This is a genomic window from Caballeronia terrestris, from assembly GCF_001544515.1.
GTDB lineage: Bacteria > Pseudomonadota > Gammaproteobacteria > Burkholderiales > Burkholderiaceae > Caballeronia > Caballeronia terrestris.
This window is the reverse complement of sequence record NZ_FCOL02000011.1, coordinates 132,616-148,939: the sequence shown is the minus strand read 5'-3', so window position 1 is coordinate 148,939 and position 16,324 is coordinate 132,616. Positions and strand designations below refer to the sequence as shown.

Below are 16,324 nucleotides of genomic sequence, written 5' to 3'. Positions count from 1 at the left end.
AACCTGATCAGAACGCCGGGATGATCGCACCCTTGAACTGTGTGTCGATGTACTGCTTCACTTCCGGCGATTCGTACGCCGCCACGAGCTTCTTCACCCACGGCTTGCTGCGATCCTGCTCGCGCACGGCGATCAGGTTCGCATACGGCCCCTTCAGGTCTTCAATGGCAATCGCGTCCTTCACCGGCGACAAACCCGCCTTCACCGCGTAGTCAGTATTGATGGAAGCGGCATCGAGATCGGAGAGCGTGCGCGGCAATTGCGCGGCATCGAGTTCGACGAGCTTGATCTTCTTCGGATTCTCCGCGATGTCGAGCGGCGTGGCGTTGCTGCCGTTCGTGCCGGCGCCCGCCTTGAGCTTGATCACGCCGTACTTCTGCAGCAGCAGCAACGCGCGGTTACCGTTCGACGGATCGTTCTGGATGCCGACCTTAGCGCCCTGCGGCAAGTCCTTGAGCGACTTCAGCTTCTTCGAATAGAAGCCCATCGGCGAGACGTAGGTCAGGCCGACGTTGACGATCTTGTAGCCGCGTTGCTTGATCTGGCTGTCGAGAAACGGCTGGTGCTGAAAGCCGTTCGCATCGAGATCACCGGCGTCGAGCGCAGCGTTCGGCTGCACGTAATCGTTGAATTCGATGACCTTGAGCTTGAGGCCGTCGCGTGCAGCGACCTTCGTCACTTCGGTCCAGATCTGCGCATCGGGGCCGCTCATCGTGCCGATCTTGAGAACGGCGTCGTCCGCGTGAGCGTTGATGACGAGCGCGCCGAAAGCGACAGCGGCGATACGGGCAAGGAGTGTTCTTCTGAGCATGAAAGTCAAATCAAGTTGAGCGTGGACGCGCATCGTAGCGCGCGCGCTGGCTCGCGCTAACCAATCAATTTTCATGTGCTTATGGGCGACCGCGATGTATGGAATAGCGAACTTTGAAAGCGCTGTCACATTTGTTTCTTGAGCGTCCGCTACATTCCGCCCGTCGCCGCCGCTACGGGCCGAAGAGCCTCGGGTCGCCGGCGACATCAACCACATCGCTCATCGGAGAACGTTTTGAACAAGAATTTGCTGGCAACCGCTGCGCTCGCCGCCTTTGCCGCTTTCGCATCGACCACGGCGCAGGCGCAAAGCAGCGTCACGCTGTACGGCATCATCGATGCGGGTATCAGCTACGTGAACAACAGCGCGACGCGCACGGGCAGCGACCATCTCTTCAAGTACGACGACGGCGTCGCGCAAGGCAGCCGCTGGGGCCTGCGCGGCTCGGAAGACCTGGGCCAGGGGTTGAAGGCGATCTTCGTGCTGGAGAACGGTTTTAACAGCGGCAACGGCACGCTCGGCCAGGGCGGCGCTATGTTCGGACGTCAGGCGTACGTAGGCTTGGCGAAGAACGACGTCGGCTCGCTGACGTTCGGCCGCCAGTACTCGTTCTCGACCGACTACCTCGGCAGCAACTACTCGATCGGTGGCCAGACCGTCGCGGGCAACTACGCGTACCACATCAACGACGTCGATCAACTGACGTCGAGCCGCATCAACAACGCGGTGAAGTTCAGCAGCGCGACGTTCTACGGCGTGACGTTCGGCGGCCTGTACGGCTTCTCGAACCAGGCGGGCGCGTTCGCCGGCACCCCGACGACGACCACCGCCGGCGTCACGACGCAAGGCTCTTCGCGTGCGTACAGCTTCGGCCTGAACTACAAGCTCGGCACGTTCGGCATCGGCGCGGCGTACACCGACATCCGCTTCCCCGGCGCTGCGACGCCCGCGTTCAGCACGACTATTGCGAACGTCTCGAGCGGTGGCACGAAGGACCTGCGCACGTTCGGTGTCGGCGCGAACTACGCGTTCGGCGGCGCGACGGTGTTCGGCCTGTGGACCAACACGCGCTTCGAATCGCTCACCGGCGCGACCTCGAAGTTCAACGCGTACGAACTGGGCGGCAAGTACGCGTTCACGCAGGCGCTGACCGGCGGCCTCGGCTACACCTACATGAAGCTGACGGACGCGGCACAAGGCAAGTGGCAACAGGTCGATGCAAGCGTCGACTACGCGCTCAGCAAGCGTACCGACGTGTACCTGCTCGGCATCTATCAGCACGCGTCGGGTTCGAACAACGGCGTCGATACGCAGGCGCAGATCGGTTCGAGCACGAGCTACTTCGGTACGTCGGGTACGGGGTCGAACAATCAGGTGGCTGTGCGCATCGGCATGCGTCACAAGTTCTGATCGCGTTGGCATGATCGCGGGCGGGTCGCTTCGGCGGCCCGCTTTGCTTTTGCGGCTAGCGCGCGCTCGCGATCGGGATCAGGAATTCGGAGAAGCCGGTCAGCATGATCTGCACGCCCACGCACAGCAGTAGAAACGACGAGATCCGCATCGCGACCTTCGTGCCTTCGATACCCAGATAGCGCGCGAATCGTGCGGAATGGCTCAGCGTAAAAAAGACCGCGATCGCGATCAGCATCGATATCGCAATCGATGCCACCGCAGACGTCACGAACTCGGATAGCTTGTGCGTGCGGTTCGCGTTGAGCGCGACGGCGGTCGCGATCGAACCAGGGCCGGTGGTGAGCGGAATCGTCAGCGGAAAGAACGCCTTCGACATCGCGTTATCGGCGTCGACGTTGCGCGCGGTCGCTTCCTTCGTGCGCACGTCGGGCGCGTTGAGCATCTGCCAGCCGCTCACCGCGACAGCCAGCCCGCCGCCGATGCGCAGCGCCTCAATCGAGATGCCGAAGAGATGCAGGATCGGCGTGCCGGCAAAGAACGCGACGAGCAGCACGCACATCGAGTTGATCGACACCTTTTTCGCGAGCGCGTCGCGCTCGGCGTTCGTCATGCCCTCGGTGCGGTCGAGAAACACGAACGCGACGGCGAGCGGATTGATGATGCTGATCAATCCGGTGAAGCCGAACAGGATGTCCGAGATGAGACTGCCGATCATGAGTGTCCTTGCGTTCTTCCGAGTGCACCACGCATATCAATACACCAAAGGCGGCCGGTTTGGCACGCGGCAGGCCGCGCATGGAGCAAGTATCATTTGTTCCTCAGCCCGAGCGGGTGTCATTGGAGCGATGTCATGGTCAAGACCGCGTTGTTCGTCCGGCTGGAAGCTGCGCCGGGCAAGGAGCAGGAAGTCGAAGCCTTCCTGATGGGCGGATTGCCGCTCGTCGAAGCGGAGCCGGCCACGATCGCGTGGTTCGGCTTGCGTCTCGGGCCGTCCAGGTTCGGCATCTTCGATGCATTCCCCGATGAAGCCGGCCGTCAAGCGCATCTCGCGGGCAAAGTCGCCGAGGCGCTGATGGCGAAAGCCGCCGATCTATTCGCGAACCCGCCGGAAATCGTCAACGTCGAGGTGCTCGCGGCGAAGCTGCCGGGATAGCGCTGGCCTGCGAATTGCTGCGTGCGCAGCGCATGAACTCCCGTCCGAAACCTTCCCCCGAAGCCGCACGCGATGGCTTGGTGCGCGTGCGCGGCGCACGCGAGCACAACCTGAAGAACATCGACGTCGATATTCCCCGCGATGCGCTCGTCGTGTTCACGGGCGTATCCGGCTCCGGCAAGTCGTCGCTTGCGTTCGGCACGCTCTATGCCGAGGCGCAGCGGCGTTATTTCGAGTCGGTCGCGCCTTATGCGCGTCGGCTGATCGAACAGGTCGGCGTGCCCGAATTCGATTCGATCGAAGGACTGCCGCCCGCCGTCGCGCTTCAGCAGCAGCGCGGCACGCCGAGCGCGCGATCGTCGGTGGGCAGCGTCACGACCCTTTCCAGCCTCGTGCGCATGCTGTATTCACGCACCGGCAGCTATCCGCCGAAGCAGCCGATGCTCTACGCCGAGGACTTCTCGCCGAACACGGTCCAGGGCGCGTGCCCGACCTGCCACGGACTCGGACGCGTGTACGAAGTCACCGAAAAGTCGATGGTTCCCGACGATACGCTCACGATCCGCGAACGCGCGATCGCCGCGTGGCCGCCCGCGTGGCACGGGCAGAATCTGCGCGACATCCTGGTCACGCTCGGCTACGACGTCGATACCCCATGGCGCGATCTGCCGAAGAAGGACCGCGACTGGATCCTCTTCACCGACGAGACGCCGACCGTGCCCGTCTACGCCGGCTTGACGCCCGAGGAAACGCGCGTCGCGCTCAAGCGCAAGATGGAGCCGAGCTATCAGGGCACGTTCACCGGCGCGCGCCGCTATGTGCTGCACACGTTCGCGAATACGCAAAGCGCGCTGATGAAGAAACGCGTGTCGCGCTACATGATCGGCAGCGAATGTGCGACGTGTCATGGCAAGCGGTTGAAGCGCGAGGCGTTGTCGGTGACGTTCGCCGGGCTCGACATCGCCGCGTTCTCTCAAATGCCGCTCGCGCGCCTCGCCGAGCTGCTCGGCCCGATCGCGCGCGGCGAGCTGCCCGCGCACACACACGGCATCGACGACGACAGCGCGATCCTCGGCAAGCAGGCGATGCGCGAGGCGACCGAGCGGCGCGTTGCGGCCGGCGGCTCGGCGCACAAGGCGGCGCCCAACGTGCGGCGCACGCCGAACATGTCGGACGAGAAACGCGTCGCGGCGCAGCGCATCGCGGAGGAATTGCTCGAGCGCCTCACGACACTCATCGATCTCGGGCTCGGCTACCTTGCGCTCGATCGCGCGACGCCCACGCTTTCATCGGGTGAACTGCAGCGCCTGCGGCTCGCGACGCAGCTTGCATCGCAGTTGTTCGGCGTCGTATACGTGCTCGACGAGCCGTCAGCAGGGCTGCATCCCGCCGATGGCGAAGCGCTCTTCACGGCGCTCGAACGCCTCAAGGCGGCGGGCAATTCGCTCTTCGTCGTCGAGCACGATCTCAACATGATGCGTCGCGCGGACTGGCTAGTCGATGTCGGCCCGGCTGCGGGCGAAGCGGGCGGTCATGTGGTGTACAGCGGGCAGCCGTCGGGGCTCGCGAAGGTCGAAGAGTCGCAGACGCGCAAGCACCTCTTCGGCACGCACAAGCGCGCCGCGCACACGCCACGCACGCCTTCCGGCTGGCTGCGGCTCGCGAAGATCACGCGCAATAATCTGCATGAACTCGATGCCGCGTTTCCGCTCGGCTGCTTCACGACCGTGACCGGCGTGTCGGGCTCGGGCAAATCGAGCCTCGTGAGCCAGGCGTTGCCGGAACTCGTCGCGGGGCGGCTCGGACGCACGATCACACCCGACTCCGACGAAGAACTCGACCCGCTGCTCGCCGCCGACACGCAGCCGACGGGCGGCGATATCGTCGAAGGGATGGACGCGATCCGGCGGCTCGTGCGCGTCGACCAGAAGCCGATTGGACGCACGCCGCGCTCGAATCTCGCGACCTACACCGGCCTCTTCGATCACGTGCGCAAGCTCTTTGCCGACACGCCCGCCGCGCGCAAGCGCCGCTACGACGCGGGCCGCTTCTCGTTCAACGTCGCGAAGGGCCGCTGCCCGACGTGCGAAGGCGAAGGGTTCGTCAGCGTCGAACTGCTATTCCTGCCGAGCGTCTATGCGCCCTGCTCCACCTGCCACGGCACGCGCTACAACGCGCCGACGCTCGAAATCGAATGGCGCGGGAAGAACATCGCGCAAGTGTTGGGCTTAACGGTCGATGCCGCCTGCAACTTCTTCGCCGACGAAGCGCAAGTCATGCGCGCGCTGCAAGTGCTGCAGGACATCGGCCTCGGTTATTTGCGGCTCGGCCAGCCGGCGACCGAGCTATCCGGCGGCGAGGCGCAGCGCATCAAGCTCGCGACCGAACTGCAGCGCGCGCAACGCGGCGACTCGCTCTACATACTCGACGAGCCGACGACAGGCCTCCATCCCGCCGACGTCGACCGGCTGATGACGCAGTTGCAGGGACTCGTCGATGCGGGCAACACGGTGATCGTCGTCGAGCATGACATGCGGGTCGCGGCGCATAGCGACTGGCTGATCGACATCGGTCCGGGCGCAGGCGACGATGGCGGAAGGACGGTTGCGTGCGGGCCGCCGCGGGACGTCGCGAAGGTGGCGGAGAGCCGTACGGCCGCGTACTTGCGCGATCGCTTGTCGTAAACCGAAAACAGCGGCCGAAGCCGCTGTTTCGCGCTTGAAGCGAGCGATAACTCAATCCGCTGTTTCCAGCATCGGATAGTCGGTATAGCCTTCGGCGCCCGGCGCGTAGAACGTCGACGCGTCCGGCGCGTTGAGCGCGGCATCGACTTCGAAGCGGCGCACGAGATCCGCGTTCGCGATGAACGGCTGGCCCCAGGCGACGGCGTCGGCGTCGCCGCGATCGAGCGCGGCCTGCGCACTTTCCTTCGTGAACTTCTCGTTCGCGATATAGACGCCGCCGAAAGCCTTCTTCAGTTGCGGTCCCAGGCTGTCCTCCCCGACGTACTCGCGCGCCGCGATGAACGCGATCTTGCGCGCGCCGAGTTCGCGCGCCACGTAGCCAAAGGTGGCGGCGCGGTCGCTGTCGCCCATCGTATGCGAGTCGGCGCGCGGCGCGAGGTGAACGCCGACGCGGTCCGCGCCCCACACTTCGATACAGGCGTCCGTCACTTCGAGCAGCAAGCGCGCGCGGTTTTCGATCGGACCGCCGTAGATGTCGGTGCGCTTGTTGGTGCTGTCCTGCAGGAACTGGTCGAGCAGATAGCCGTTCGCGCCGTGCACTTCGACGCCGTCGAAACCCGCGCGCTTCGCGTTTTCCGCGCCCTTGCGATAAGCTGCGACGATGCCCGGGATCTCGTCGATTTCAAGCGCGCGCGGCGTCACGAATTCACGCTTCGGACGCACGAGGCTGACATGCCCCGACGGCGCGATGGCGCTCGGCGCGACCGGCAGTTCGCCGTTCAGGAACACCGGGTCCGAGACGCGGCCGACGTGCCACAGTTGCAGGAAGATCTTGCCGCCAGCGTCGTGTACGGCCTTCGTGACGAGCTTCCAGCCTTCGACCTGTTCATCCGACCAGATGCCGGGAGTATCGGCATAACCGACGCCTTGCGGCGTGACGGACGTTGCTTCGCTGAGGATGAGCCCGGCGGCTGCACGGTCGCCGTAGTACTTGGCCATCAGCGCGTTCGGCACGCGCTCGACGCCCGCGCGCTGACGCGTGAGCGGAGCCATGACGATGCGGTTGCGAAGCGTAAGCGCGCCTACTTTGAGCGGGTCGAAAAGAGTTGTCATGGCTAGTGATCCTAAGTGATTTACAAGCTATCTGGAAGTGTTTCGAAAGCTACTGCAAGCTGAACGATCGGCGCGAGCCTGAGCGTCTAGAGGCCCTTGTTGATGTGGTCCAGGAACGCCTGGATCACGGCCTCGTCGCGCTTGAAAAAGACCCACTGGCCGATCCGCTTCGACGTGACGAGTCCCGCCTTGTGCAGCGTGGCGAGATGCGCCGAAACGGTGGACTGGGACATCGCACAGCGCTCGTCGATCTGACCCGCGCAGACGCCATTCGCCAGCGGCATATGCTGCTGGCTGAAATGCACCTCCGGGTCCTTCAGCCACGCGAGAATCTCGCGGCGGACCGGATTGGCGAGGGCCTTGTGAATTGCGTCGATGTCCATTTGGGTGCTGACGGGGTCTTCTAAATCGTCTTGGACCGAAATATATATCGAAGAAATCCGATATGCAAGTTTTGGCATTGTTCTGAGTAAGGGTATATGGGTATGCGCTGCGCTGATAACGGGCCTCCGCCGGATGGCTAATGACGGTTTTCGACGCCTCATTCCTCGTACACTGACGCCGTTGCACTGCGCTTCAGGTCTTGACGAACGTCAGGATGACTACATTGATGTTTGAACTGACTCGATCCCAGGGATATGAGGTTTTGCGACTTTTTTGAGATAGTGGATCGAGATAGGATCGAGGCTGGACATGGGAACGCTCCAAAGGATTTACCCTCACGCAGGCGGCCCTTCAACGAATGGAACAGGAAAGGAGCCACCGACCATGCAACGCGTTAAACGAGTATCGAGTCTTGAACGAGCTTTGCCGTCGGTGACGAGCGATATCGCTGTGATGAAGAAGGATATCGGACTCTTGAAGGCTGACGGCTCTGTATTGAAGACCGACGTGAACGTTCTCAAGACAGACGTCTCGGTTCTGAAAGCCGATGTCATCGTGCTGAGGACGGACGTTTCGATCTTGAAGACCGATGTCTCCGTGCTTAAAGCAGATGTCGCGGTCTTGAAAACCGATGTCACCGTACTGAAGTCCGACGTCGCGGTCCTGAAAACCGATGTCTCCGTGATGAAGACGGATGTGGCCGTCTTGAAAACCGATGTCGCTGTGCTCAAGACAGACGTTGCTGTGTTGAAGACAGATGTCGCTGAACTGAAGACAGATGTGTCCGTGCTGAAGAAGGACGTCGCCGTACTGAAGTCGGACGTCGTCGTACTGAAAACGGACGTCATTACACTCAAGAGCGACGTGGCCGTCTTGAAGACCGACGTAGCCGTCTTGCAGTCGGACATGGTAATCGTGAAGACCGACGTCGCTGTCATCAAGTCGAACTACGCGACGAATACTGACGTGTCGGACGCCAAGAATGCCATCATTGTGTGGGTGATGTCCGCCGTATTCATCGCGCAGTTGCTTCCGGTGTTTCTCAAGCGATTCGGCCTGTAGCGCGTGCGGCCCGGCTGCAGGCGGCGCCAATCCCCGCCGCCCGCTGCGCCGTCAGCCAGCCTCCAGCACCGAGATCACGTTCCCTGCGGGGTCCCTGAACCATGCGATCACCGGGCCGCCGCTCGCCCGGCAGATGCCCTTCGCGCCCGTCTTCAGATTGGGCTCGTCGTAGTGCTCGAAGCGCACGCCTCGCTGCGAAAGCGTATCGACGGCGTCGTCGACGTTTTCCACCGGGAAGTTGAGCACCGTGAACGTAGCGGGTGTGTGATTCGGCTTGGGGTAGATCAGCACGTCCCTGCCACCCGCGAAATGCAGCGTCAGCATTCCGTTGGACTCGGACACGTCGAGGCCGAGCGTCTCGCCATAGAACGACTTAGCTTTCGGAATATCGTTCGCGGAATAGCCGCTGAACGCGCGACTCGTCTTGAGAAAGTCAGGTTGCATCGTCTCGCTCCTTTGATTTTCGCGGTCAATCGATGGCGCCCCAAGCGCTCAGGTCCCGGACGGGTCTCAGTTCGACGCCGCCGAGCCGCCCGGGCGGGATCCGCGATGCCACGCGAATCGCGTCGTTCAGATCCTGCGCCTCGATCAGGATGAACCCGCCAAGCTGCTCCTTGGTCTCGGCAAAGGGCCCGTCCGTCACTGAAACATGCCCGTCCTGCATCCGCAGCGAAGTTGCCGCCTGCGTCGATTGCAATGCATTCGACGTCACGTAATGGCCGCTTTCGCGCATGCGTTCGTCGTTGTCGAGGGATTCTTTGACGAGCGCGTCGAATTCGGACGACGAAAACGCGTCGAGCTTACGTTCGTCGAGATAGATCAGGCAGAGATATTTCATCGACGTCTCCAGTAGTGGGCTCACTGGAACGTCGTTTGACGAGCGGCCAAATCGACACATCGCGGGAAAATTTTTAGCGAACGTGCGATTTATGCGCGCAGCTTCGGGCAACGCGTCGCCGAACAGCCACTTCGCGCGATGCGAAAAACCACCCAACTCTGGTAACCTGCGCGCTTGATTCGGACGCTACCTTCGGAACCCAATGCAAACGGAACCTCCATTCAACGAACGCGGCGTCACGCTGTCGCGCGTGGGCCTGAGCGCTGCTGGCCAGATGTTTCCGCTGCGTGATTTGCGCTCGGCGCGCGTCGTGCGGATCGACCGCAAGAAGCCGCTGCCGATCATCATGGGCGTAGTTGGCCTGGCAGCGGTTGTCGGCGGCGTATTTATCGGATCGGGAGCGGCGCTCGTGCTCGGCGTGATGATCGCCGTGGTCGGCTATCTCTCGTGGATCACGCAGGACGTCATTTACCAACTGCTCGTGACGACGCCCGACGGCGAGCGCGAAGTGATCATCACCAAGGAGCGGGAATTCGCCGACCGCCTCGCCAGACTTGTGCACGAGGCGATCGAAAAACACGCGCGTAACACGTCAGCGCCGGCCGCCTGACATAGGCCGAAACGCCGCAAAACACCCCGCTCACCCCAGATTGAGCGGCTCGACGTGCCAGATTTCCTTCGCATACTCCGCGATCGTCCGGTCCGACGAGAAGATCCCCATCCCAGCGACGTTCTCGATCGCGCTTCTCGTCCACGCGTCCTTGTCGAGGAATTTCCGGTCGACTTCGGCCTGCGCCTGATCAAAGCTCTCGAAGTCGGCGAGCACCATGTAATGGTCGCCCCAATCCACGAGCGTATGGAAGATGTCGTAAAAGCGATGCGGCTCGTCCGGTGAGAAGTGTCCCAGACGAATCTGATCAAGCGCGATTTTCAGCTCGGGATTCTGCTCGTAGATCTGCCTCGGCCGATACCCGGCCGCCCGCAACGATTCGATCTCGTCCGTCGAGTGGCCGAACACGAACATGTTCTCGCGCCCCACCGCGTCGCAAATCTCGATGTTCGCGCCGTCCAGCGTGCCGATCGTCAGCGCGCCGTTCAGCGCGAGCTTCATGTTTCCCGTGCCCGACGCCTCCGTGCCCGCCATCGAAATCTGCTGCGACAGGTCGGCGGCCGGAATGATCAGCTCGGCGACGCTCACGCCGTAGTTCGGAATGAAACCCACCTTCAGCCGGTCGCCGACGAGCGGATCGGCGTTGATTTTTTTCGCGACGTCGTTGATCAGCTTGATGATGTTCTTCGCCATCTTGTAGGCCGACGCCGCCTTGCCCGCGAACATCACGACGCGCGGCGTCCAGTCGCGCTCCGGCTCCTCGCGGATGCGGTTGTAGCGCACGATCACGTGGAGGATATTCAGCAATTGCCGCTTGTACTCGTGGATGCGCTTGACCTGCAGGTCGAACAGCGCATTCGGATCGATGATCGCGCCGGTCTCGCGCTTCGCCCGCTCGACGAGCCGCAATTTGTTCGCGAGCTTCGCGTCGTGAAAATGCTTGCGGAACTCGGGATCGTCGCGCCATTCGCGCAGCCGGGCGAGCTCGAACAGATCGCTGCGCCAGGCCGGCCCGAGCCGCGCGTCGATCAGCGACGACAGCGACGGACTCGCCTGCGCGAGCCAGCGCCGCGGCGTGATGCCGTTCGTCACGTTCGTGAAGCGCTCGGGATACATGCGCGCGAAATCGGAAAAAATGTTCTGCGTCATCAACTGCGAATGCAGTTTCGAGACACCATTGACCTTATGACTAGCGACGATCGCCAGATGCGCCATGCGCACGCGCCGCTGACCGTATTCGTCGACGAGCGAGATGCGGCGGATCAAATCGACGTCGCGGCCGAACTTCTCCGTCACCTGCTTGAGGAACTGCGCGTTGATGTCGAAGATGATTTCGAGATGGCGCGGCAGCAAGCGCGAGAGCATCTCGACGTCCCACGTTTCGAGCGCTTCGGGCATCAGCGTGTGATTCGTGTACGAGAACATCTGCTGCACGAGCTTCCACGCCTTGTCCCACGGCACGTGGTGGGTATCGACCAAGAGCCGCATCAATTCGGGGATCGCGAGCACCGGGTGCGTGTCGTTCAGATGAACCGCCACCTTCTCCGCCAGCCGCCCGAAATGCGAATGCGTGCGCTGATAGCGGCGGATCAGATCCTGCATCGTCGCGGAGACGAAGAAATATTCCTGGCGCAGCCGCAGTTCGCGGCCGGCTTGCGTCGAGTCGTCGGGATAGAGCAGGCGCGACACGTGTTCCGACGTGTTCTTCGCCTCCACCGAGCGCCGGTAATCGCCCTGGTTGAACGCGGAGAGATCGAATTCGTCGGTGGCGCGCGCGGACCAGAGGCGCAACGTGTTGGTCGCCGTGGTCGAGTAGCCGGGAATCACGGTGTCGTAGGCCATCGCGTTGACGTGCTCGGTCTCGATCCACTCGGTGCGGTCGTCGTACTGCACGGTGCGGCCGCCAAAATGCACCAGATAGACCACTTCCGGCCGCGGAAACTCCCACGGATTGCCGGCGCGCAGCCAGTAATCGGGCGTTTCGACCTGATTGCCGTCCACGATCGTCTGCCGGAACATGCCGTACTCGTAGCGAATACCGTAGCCGAAGCCCGGAATGCCGACGGTCGCCATCGAATCGAGGAAGCACGCAGCCAAACGGCCCAGGCCGCCGTTACCGAGCGCTGCATCGGGTTCGAGATCCTCTAGCGTGTTGATGTCGACGCCCAGGCCCGAGAGCGCGTCGCGCACCTCTTCGTGGATGCCGAGGGCGAGGAGCGCGTTCGTGAAAGTTCTGCCGATCAGAAACTCCATCGACAGGTAATAGACGCGTTTCACATCCTGTTCGTACTGCTGGCGCGTGGTGCGCATCCAGCGCGCGACGAGCCGGTCGCGCACCGCGAGCTCTACCGCGTGCAGCCAGTCGCGCGGCTGCGCAGTCACGGCATCCTTGCCGACGCCGTACATCAGGCGGTTCGAGATGGAGCGCCGCAGCGCATCGACAGTGCTGTTGAGCTGGTCGAATTCCAGGTCGACGGATGTCATCGAAGCCTCCGGTTTTTTACAACTTGTGCAACTCTGCAACGAGGCAGTCCGCGTGCCGCCATTCGCCCGCATGCACGAATGTAAGGCGGCGAGCCGCGCCAGCCGGTCGTCGCGAGGACGAAGGTGCAGGTTACGCTAGTTTTATTTTTTTTGGTATGCGCGGCGAATCGATGATTTTTTCGCCAGTCGCGCGGCCGCCCGACACGCTGCTGCAACAATTAGCCACAAAGCGCCGAACGGTCATCGCTATGATTCGCGATCCTCACGTTCACATCGACGGGCGCCGTGTCTACTAAACAAAACCGTCCGCGTGCGCTGCTCGCAGGCGTCCTTACCTGCTTGTGCCTCGTCTCCGCGGCGCGCGCTCAAGAGGCCACGCGGCCGCAGTTTCATGTCGTCGGCGGCAACATTCAGAAGCGCTCCGATACCGTGCTCGCGTTGATGGGTTACTCGGCGGTGCCGGATCTCTCGGCGAGTTCGCTCAGCATTCGCGACGGCACGACCGGCAACCCTTCCCTCGCGCTCACGCAAGTCGGCGGCGGCTTCACGCTCAGCAAGCGCTTTCCGCTCTATCTGGAAGGCGCGATCGGCGGCAGCCGCTACGACCCGACCTTCGTCGTCACCGACGGCGAAGAGCGCCGCAAGCTGCCGACGCGCTGGACCAACGTATCCGCGACGGGCGGCATCGGCTGGGACTTTCCGCTGAACGCCGACAAGACGCTCGTCTTCCGGCCGATCTTCAATTTCTCGCTCGGTGAGGCGGTGAGCGACGCGCAGGCCGCGCAGTTCTACATCAATCAACATGTGGACCAGGACATCGACTTCCTGACGAACGGTTCGCTGAGCGTGTACGGACTGGGCGGCGCCGTGATGCTGGACTACGAACTCGTGCGCGAAGCCTATGAAATCGACGTCGAGTGGCGTTACAGCTATATCCATTTGCAGAGCTTCGCGGGATCGTCGGCGGCGAGCGGCAGTTCGGACGCGCAGACCGTCAATCTCTACGCGCGCTGGCGCGCGCCGACCGGCGCCATCGTGCTGCACAAGCCGTTGCGCTACGTGCTCGAACTGTCGCATTCGACATATCTCGGCAGCCAGGCCGGCGTGCTCGGCTTCAATCACCTGACATCGCTCGGTGCCGGGCTCGAACTCGATACCAGCGCCGTCACGAAGATGTTCTCGCGCGTGCGGCTGGTCGGGCGCTATGCGTTCGGGCAGAACATTTCGGGCGCATCGGTCGGGCTCGCGTTGAGTTTTTGAGACGCACGGAGCCGATGCGTCAACCCGTCCGCGCTTGATGCTGTCTTTCCTGCGGGTGCGTAATCGCGGGCCTGTCGGTTGCTAGACTCGGAGTTTTCCTGAAAGGGCCTCCCCATGTACAAGAAGGGAATCGTCATCGAGATCCAGTTCCCGCCTGAGCGCCTGAACGACGCCGCCGGCGACCCATACTGGATCGATCTCACGCTCGACGAAGCCCGTCGCCTTTACGAGCAACTCGCCGCGCGCTTCGCGGGCGATGCCCGCGCGAACCAGCCGCTCGATACTTTTTCGATCGAATAGACGTCATTGCAGCGCTGAACAAGACGGCGCACCCCGCCCCGCCGATACTGCGGCTTTCCCCCGGATGCCTCGCCGTCATGGTCACGTTCCTCGTCGCCGCCGTCTTCGTCTTCCTGTGGTCGACGGGTTTCATCGTCGCCCGGGCGATCACGCCTTACGTCGATCCCAATCTCTATCTGCTCGCGCGCTTTTGCGGCACGGCGCTGCTGTTCGTCGCGATTGCGCTGATCGCGCGCGTGCGCTGGCCACGCGGACGCGACGCCGCGCGGCATCTTTTTGCCGGCGCGCTGTTGCAGGGCGTCTATCTGGGCGCGGGATACTGGGCCGTCGCGCAGGGGGTCGGCGCCGGCGTGATGGCGCTGCTCGGGGCGCTGCAGCCGCTTCTGACCGCGGCGATCGCGGCGCGGCTCTTCGGCGAGCGCCTGTCGAGGCGCGCGTGGGCCGGTCTCGCGCTGGGACTCGCGGGCGTCGCGCTCGTACTTTCGCCGAAGATCGCTTCTGGCGGCTCGCAGGCGGCGCACGCGTCGGGCGGCGTGCCGCAGTGGTTCGTCGTGACGGTGGCGGTGCTGTCGGTCGTCGCGATCACGGCGGGCACGCTGTATCAGAAGACGTCGCTCGCCAGCGCCGACATCCGCAGCGCGAGCGCGCTGCAGAACATCGGCGCGGCGCTCGTCGCGGGGGTTCTCGTGTGGGCGCTCGGCGAGCATCGCTTCGTGGCGTCGACGGTGACGTGGCTTTCGCTCGCGTGGGGGATCGTGATGCTGTCGGGCGTCGCGACGACACTTCTCGTCTGGATGGTCCGGCGCGGCGACGCATCGCGCGCGACGGCGCTGCTGTTTCTCGCGCCGCCGCTGGCTGCGGTTGAAAGTTATCTTGCGTTCGGGGAGACGCTGGGCGCGGTGCAGGTGGCGGGGTTCGCCGTCGCGCTGATCGGGGTGATGCTGGCGCGCGCGGGATAGGGGTGTTCCGTTCTATCGCGCTTCAATGCAATCGAGTCGATGCATCCCCGGCGACGGACGCGCGCGCCTTCAGCGGCACGTCCCGCAGACGCTGATGGCACAGGCGCTGCGCAATCGCCTCGCCGATGTACGGCACGTCGGTGGTCAGCCTGGCTTGCGCGTAGGCGTCGGAGGTGCCCGCGCCGTAGACCGCGATTTCCGCTACGTATCCGCCCAGTTCGGTTTCGAGAAAGCGCCGGACCTCGGACGCGGCGCAGCGGCGCGGCAGGTTCCAGACGAGCAGATGCATGGCGCTCACCGATCGCGATAAACACGCCGCGCGATTCGCGCCGGCTGGAGCGCTTTGCGACGGCTCAGGGACGCATACGCGAGGCTGACGCCGGCGAGCAAAACGGCGAGGGTCAAAAAGGTCATCGCGGCTCCGGAAAATTATTTTAAGACAACTACATGTTAGCTATCTCGACGGCCCTTGGTATGCGACATTTTGACTTTTTGTGCCGGGCGGCGGGAGAGGCTTGTGGGGCGGGGATGTGTTTTGATCGGCCGGGTCGGAGACTATTTTTTCGGCACACTGTCCCGATTATTTCGAGACAAAGACGCAGCGCCGTTCAAGACCCCGAGCAAGTCAAACTCGACAGATTCGGATAGCGATTCGGCCAATCGCCGGCGATCGCAGCCTGCGCCTGGGCAAGCGTCATATCGCCTGTGCAGACGCAGCGTTTCAGGAATACCGTCAGCCGCTCCTTGCGCCGTTGGCCGGAACGCCCTTCCCACGGACGCAGGTCGAGATTGGCGGCCGCGCTCGGCAGGCCGCCGAGCAGCACGGGCATCCGGTGATCGAGCGCGAATTCCGACGCCACCGCGGCATCGACGCCCCGCTGCTTGAGCAGCCGCTCCTTCTGTCGCATCTGGACGTCGAACGACGGCGACACCCGATCCACGTAACCCGGGACGCAAATCGTATCGACGATCGTCGTCTGCGAGATGCGCGGGTCCAGCCACTCGGCGCGCTGCGCGTAGAGCGGCGCGGCGGCGAGCGTCGCGGCAAGGGCTGCGGCGAGCGCGCGATATCGGGCGGCTGTGCGGCGCGATGGAGCCGCCGCGCCGGGCGCGCGGTCCGGGCGCGGCGGATGAGCCTCGGTGTGCCTTCGATTCATGCGTCGGATGTAAGCGCGCGGGTTGCACGCGGGGTCATTGGATCGTGGGGTCGGATTTTGAGACGGGTGCGGGCTCAATTAAAACACACGCGGGCT

17 protein-coding genes are annotated in these 16,324 nt (G+C 63.3%); 8 read left to right on the top strand and 9 right to left on the bottom strand.

Features of this window, described 5'->3' with window-relative positions:
• Positions 1 to 7: 7 nt before the first annotated feature.
• A complete protein-coding gene (locus AWB67_RS12405; RefSeq protein ID WP_125477588.1) occupies positions 8 to 811 on the bottom strand; it encodes a MetQ/NlpA family ABC transporter substrate-binding protein in 804 nt (267 codons plus the stop codon).
• Positions 812 to 1,045: 234 nt separating this feature from the next.
• Here AWB67_RS12405 and AWB67_RS12400 point away from each other — a divergent pair, with 234 nt between their 5' ends.
• On the top strand, positions 1,046 to 2,221 hold the full coding sequence (locus AWB67_RS12400; protein WP_087656529.1) for a porin: 1,176 nt from the start codon (positions 1,046 to 1,048) through the stop codon (positions 2,219 to 2,221).
• Between the two features lie 55 nt (positions 2,222 to 2,276).
• Here AWB67_RS12400 and AWB67_RS12395 read toward each other — a convergent pair whose 3' ends face one another.
• Entirely contained in the window at positions 2,277 to 2,939 is a 663-nt protein-coding gene (locus AWB67_RS12395) for a MarC family protein (RefSeq protein WP_087656528.1), read from the bottom strand.
• A 135-nt stretch (positions 2,940 to 3,074) separates the two neighbouring features.
• Here AWB67_RS12395 and AWB67_RS12390 point away from each other — a divergent pair, with 135 nt between their 5' ends.
• Both AWB67_RS12390 and AWB67_RS12385 read left to right on the top strand, forming a co-directional pair.
• The gene (locus AWB67_RS12390; RefSeq protein ID WP_087656527.1) at positions 3,075 to 3,377 is read left to right on the top strand and encodes a putative quinol monooxygenase; all 303 of its coding nucleotides are present in this window, start codon (positions 3,075 to 3,077) and stop codon (positions 3,375 to 3,377) included.
• A 32-nt stretch (positions 3,378 to 3,409) separates the two neighbouring features.
• On the top strand, positions 3,410 to 6,061 hold the full coding sequence (locus AWB67_RS12385) for an excinuclease ABC subunit UvrA (RefSeq protein ID WP_087656569.1): 2,652 nt from the start codon (positions 3,410 to 3,412) through the stop codon (positions 6,059 to 6,061).
• Between the two features lie 51 nt (positions 6,062 to 6,112).
• Here AWB67_RS12385 and AWB67_RS12380 read toward each other — a convergent pair whose 3' ends face one another.
• Together AWB67_RS12380 and AWB67_RS12375 are read right to left on the bottom strand one after the other, a co-directional pair.
• On the bottom strand, positions 6,113 to 7,174 hold the full coding sequence (locus AWB67_RS12380; RefSeq protein ID WP_087656526.1) for an alkene reductase: 1,062 nt from the start codon (positions 7,172 to 7,174) through the stop codon (positions 6,113 to 6,115).
• Positions 7,175 to 7,260: 86 nt separating this feature from the next.
• A complete protein-coding gene (locus AWB67_RS12375; RefSeq protein WP_087656525.1) occupies positions 7,261 to 7,557 on the bottom strand; it encodes an ArsR/SmtB family transcription factor in 297 nt (98 codons plus the stop codon).
• Between the two features lie 433 nt (positions 7,558 to 7,990).
• Here AWB67_RS12375 and AWB67_RS12370 point away from each other — a divergent pair, with 433 nt between their 5' ends.
• Positions 7,991 to 8,620 carry a kinetochore Spc7 family protein gene (locus AWB67_RS12370; RefSeq protein WP_125477587.1) on the top strand — a complete coding sequence of 210 codons (630 nt, stop codon included), beginning with the start codon at positions 7,991 to 7,993 and terminating at the stop codon, positions 8,618 to 8,620.
• 51 nt (positions 8,621 to 8,671) lie between these two features.
• On the opposite strand, the gene AWB67_RS12365 is transcribed toward AWB67_RS12370, so the two are convergent.
• Both AWB67_RS12365 and AWB67_RS12360 read right to left on the bottom strand, forming a co-directional pair.
• Positions 8,672 to 9,064 carry a VOC family protein gene (locus tag AWB67_RS12365; protein ID WP_087656523.1) on the bottom strand — a complete coding sequence of 131 codons (393 nt, stop codon included), beginning with the start codon at positions 9,062 to 9,064 and terminating at the stop codon, positions 8,672 to 8,674.
• Between the two features lie 25 nt (positions 9,065 to 9,089).
• Positions 9,090 to 9,458 (bottom strand): YciI family protein, encoded by a 369-nt coding sequence (locus tag AWB67_RS12360; RefSeq protein WP_087656522.1) that lies wholly within the window; start codon positions 9,456 to 9,458, stop codon positions 9,090 to 9,092.
• A 202-nt stretch (positions 9,459 to 9,660) separates the two neighbouring features.
• Between AWB67_RS12360 and AWB67_RS12355 the strand changes: the two genes are divergently transcribed.
• A complete protein-coding gene (locus tag AWB67_RS12355) occupies positions 9,661 to 10,068 on the top strand; it encodes a DUF6232 family protein (RefSeq protein WP_087656521.1) in 408 nt (135 codons plus the stop codon).
• Positions 10,069 to 10,098: 30 nt separating this feature from the next.
• On the opposite strand, the gene AWB67_RS12350 is transcribed toward AWB67_RS12355, so the two are convergent.
• On the bottom strand, positions 10,099 to 12,552 hold the full coding sequence (locus AWB67_RS12350; protein WP_087656520.1) for a glycogen/starch/alpha-glucan phosphorylase: 2,454 nt from the start codon (positions 12,550 to 12,552) through the stop codon (positions 10,099 to 10,101).
• Positions 12,553 to 12,837: 285 nt separating this feature from the next.
• On the opposite strand from AWB67_RS12350, the gene AWB67_RS12345 reads away from it, so the two are divergent.
• The 3 genes from AWB67_RS12345 (at position 12,838) to AWB67_RS12335 (ending at position 15,071) form a co-directional block, all read left to right on the top strand.
• The gene (locus AWB67_RS12345; RefSeq protein WP_374729814.1) at positions 12,838 to 13,812 is read left to right on the top strand and encodes a hypothetical protein; all 975 of its coding nucleotides are present in this window, start codon (positions 12,838 to 12,840) and stop codon (positions 13,810 to 13,812) included.
• A 114-nt stretch (positions 13,813 to 13,926) separates the two neighbouring features.
• Positions 13,927 to 14,112, top strand: a complete 186-nt coding sequence (locus tag AWB67_RS12340; protein WP_087656518.1) for a hypothetical protein — start codon at positions 13,927 to 13,929, stop codon at positions 14,110 to 14,112.
• Positions 14,113 to 14,189: 77 nt separating this feature from the next.
• The gene (locus AWB67_RS12335; protein WP_087656517.1) at positions 14,190 to 15,071 is read left to right on the top strand and encodes a DMT family transporter; all 882 of its coding nucleotides are present in this window, start codon (positions 14,190 to 14,192) and stop codon (positions 15,069 to 15,071) included.
• A gap of 22 nt (positions 15,072 to 15,093) precedes the next feature.
• Here AWB67_RS12335 and AWB67_RS12330 read toward each other — a convergent pair whose 3' ends face one another.
• Together AWB67_RS12330 and AWB67_RS12325 are read right to left on the bottom strand one after the other, a co-directional pair.
• Positions 15,094 to 15,360, bottom strand: coding sequence for a hypothetical protein (locus AWB67_RS12330; protein ID WP_087656516.1), 267 nt, complete (start codon positions 15,358 to 15,360; stop codon positions 15,094 to 15,096).
• Between the two features lie 319 nt (positions 15,361 to 15,679).
• The gene (locus AWB67_RS12325) at positions 15,680 to 16,228 is read right to left on the bottom strand and encodes a hypothetical protein (RefSeq protein WP_235025124.1); all 549 of its coding nucleotides are present in this window, start codon (positions 16,226 to 16,228) and stop codon (positions 15,680 to 15,682) included.
• Positions 16,229 to 16,324: the final 96 nt, after the last annotated feature.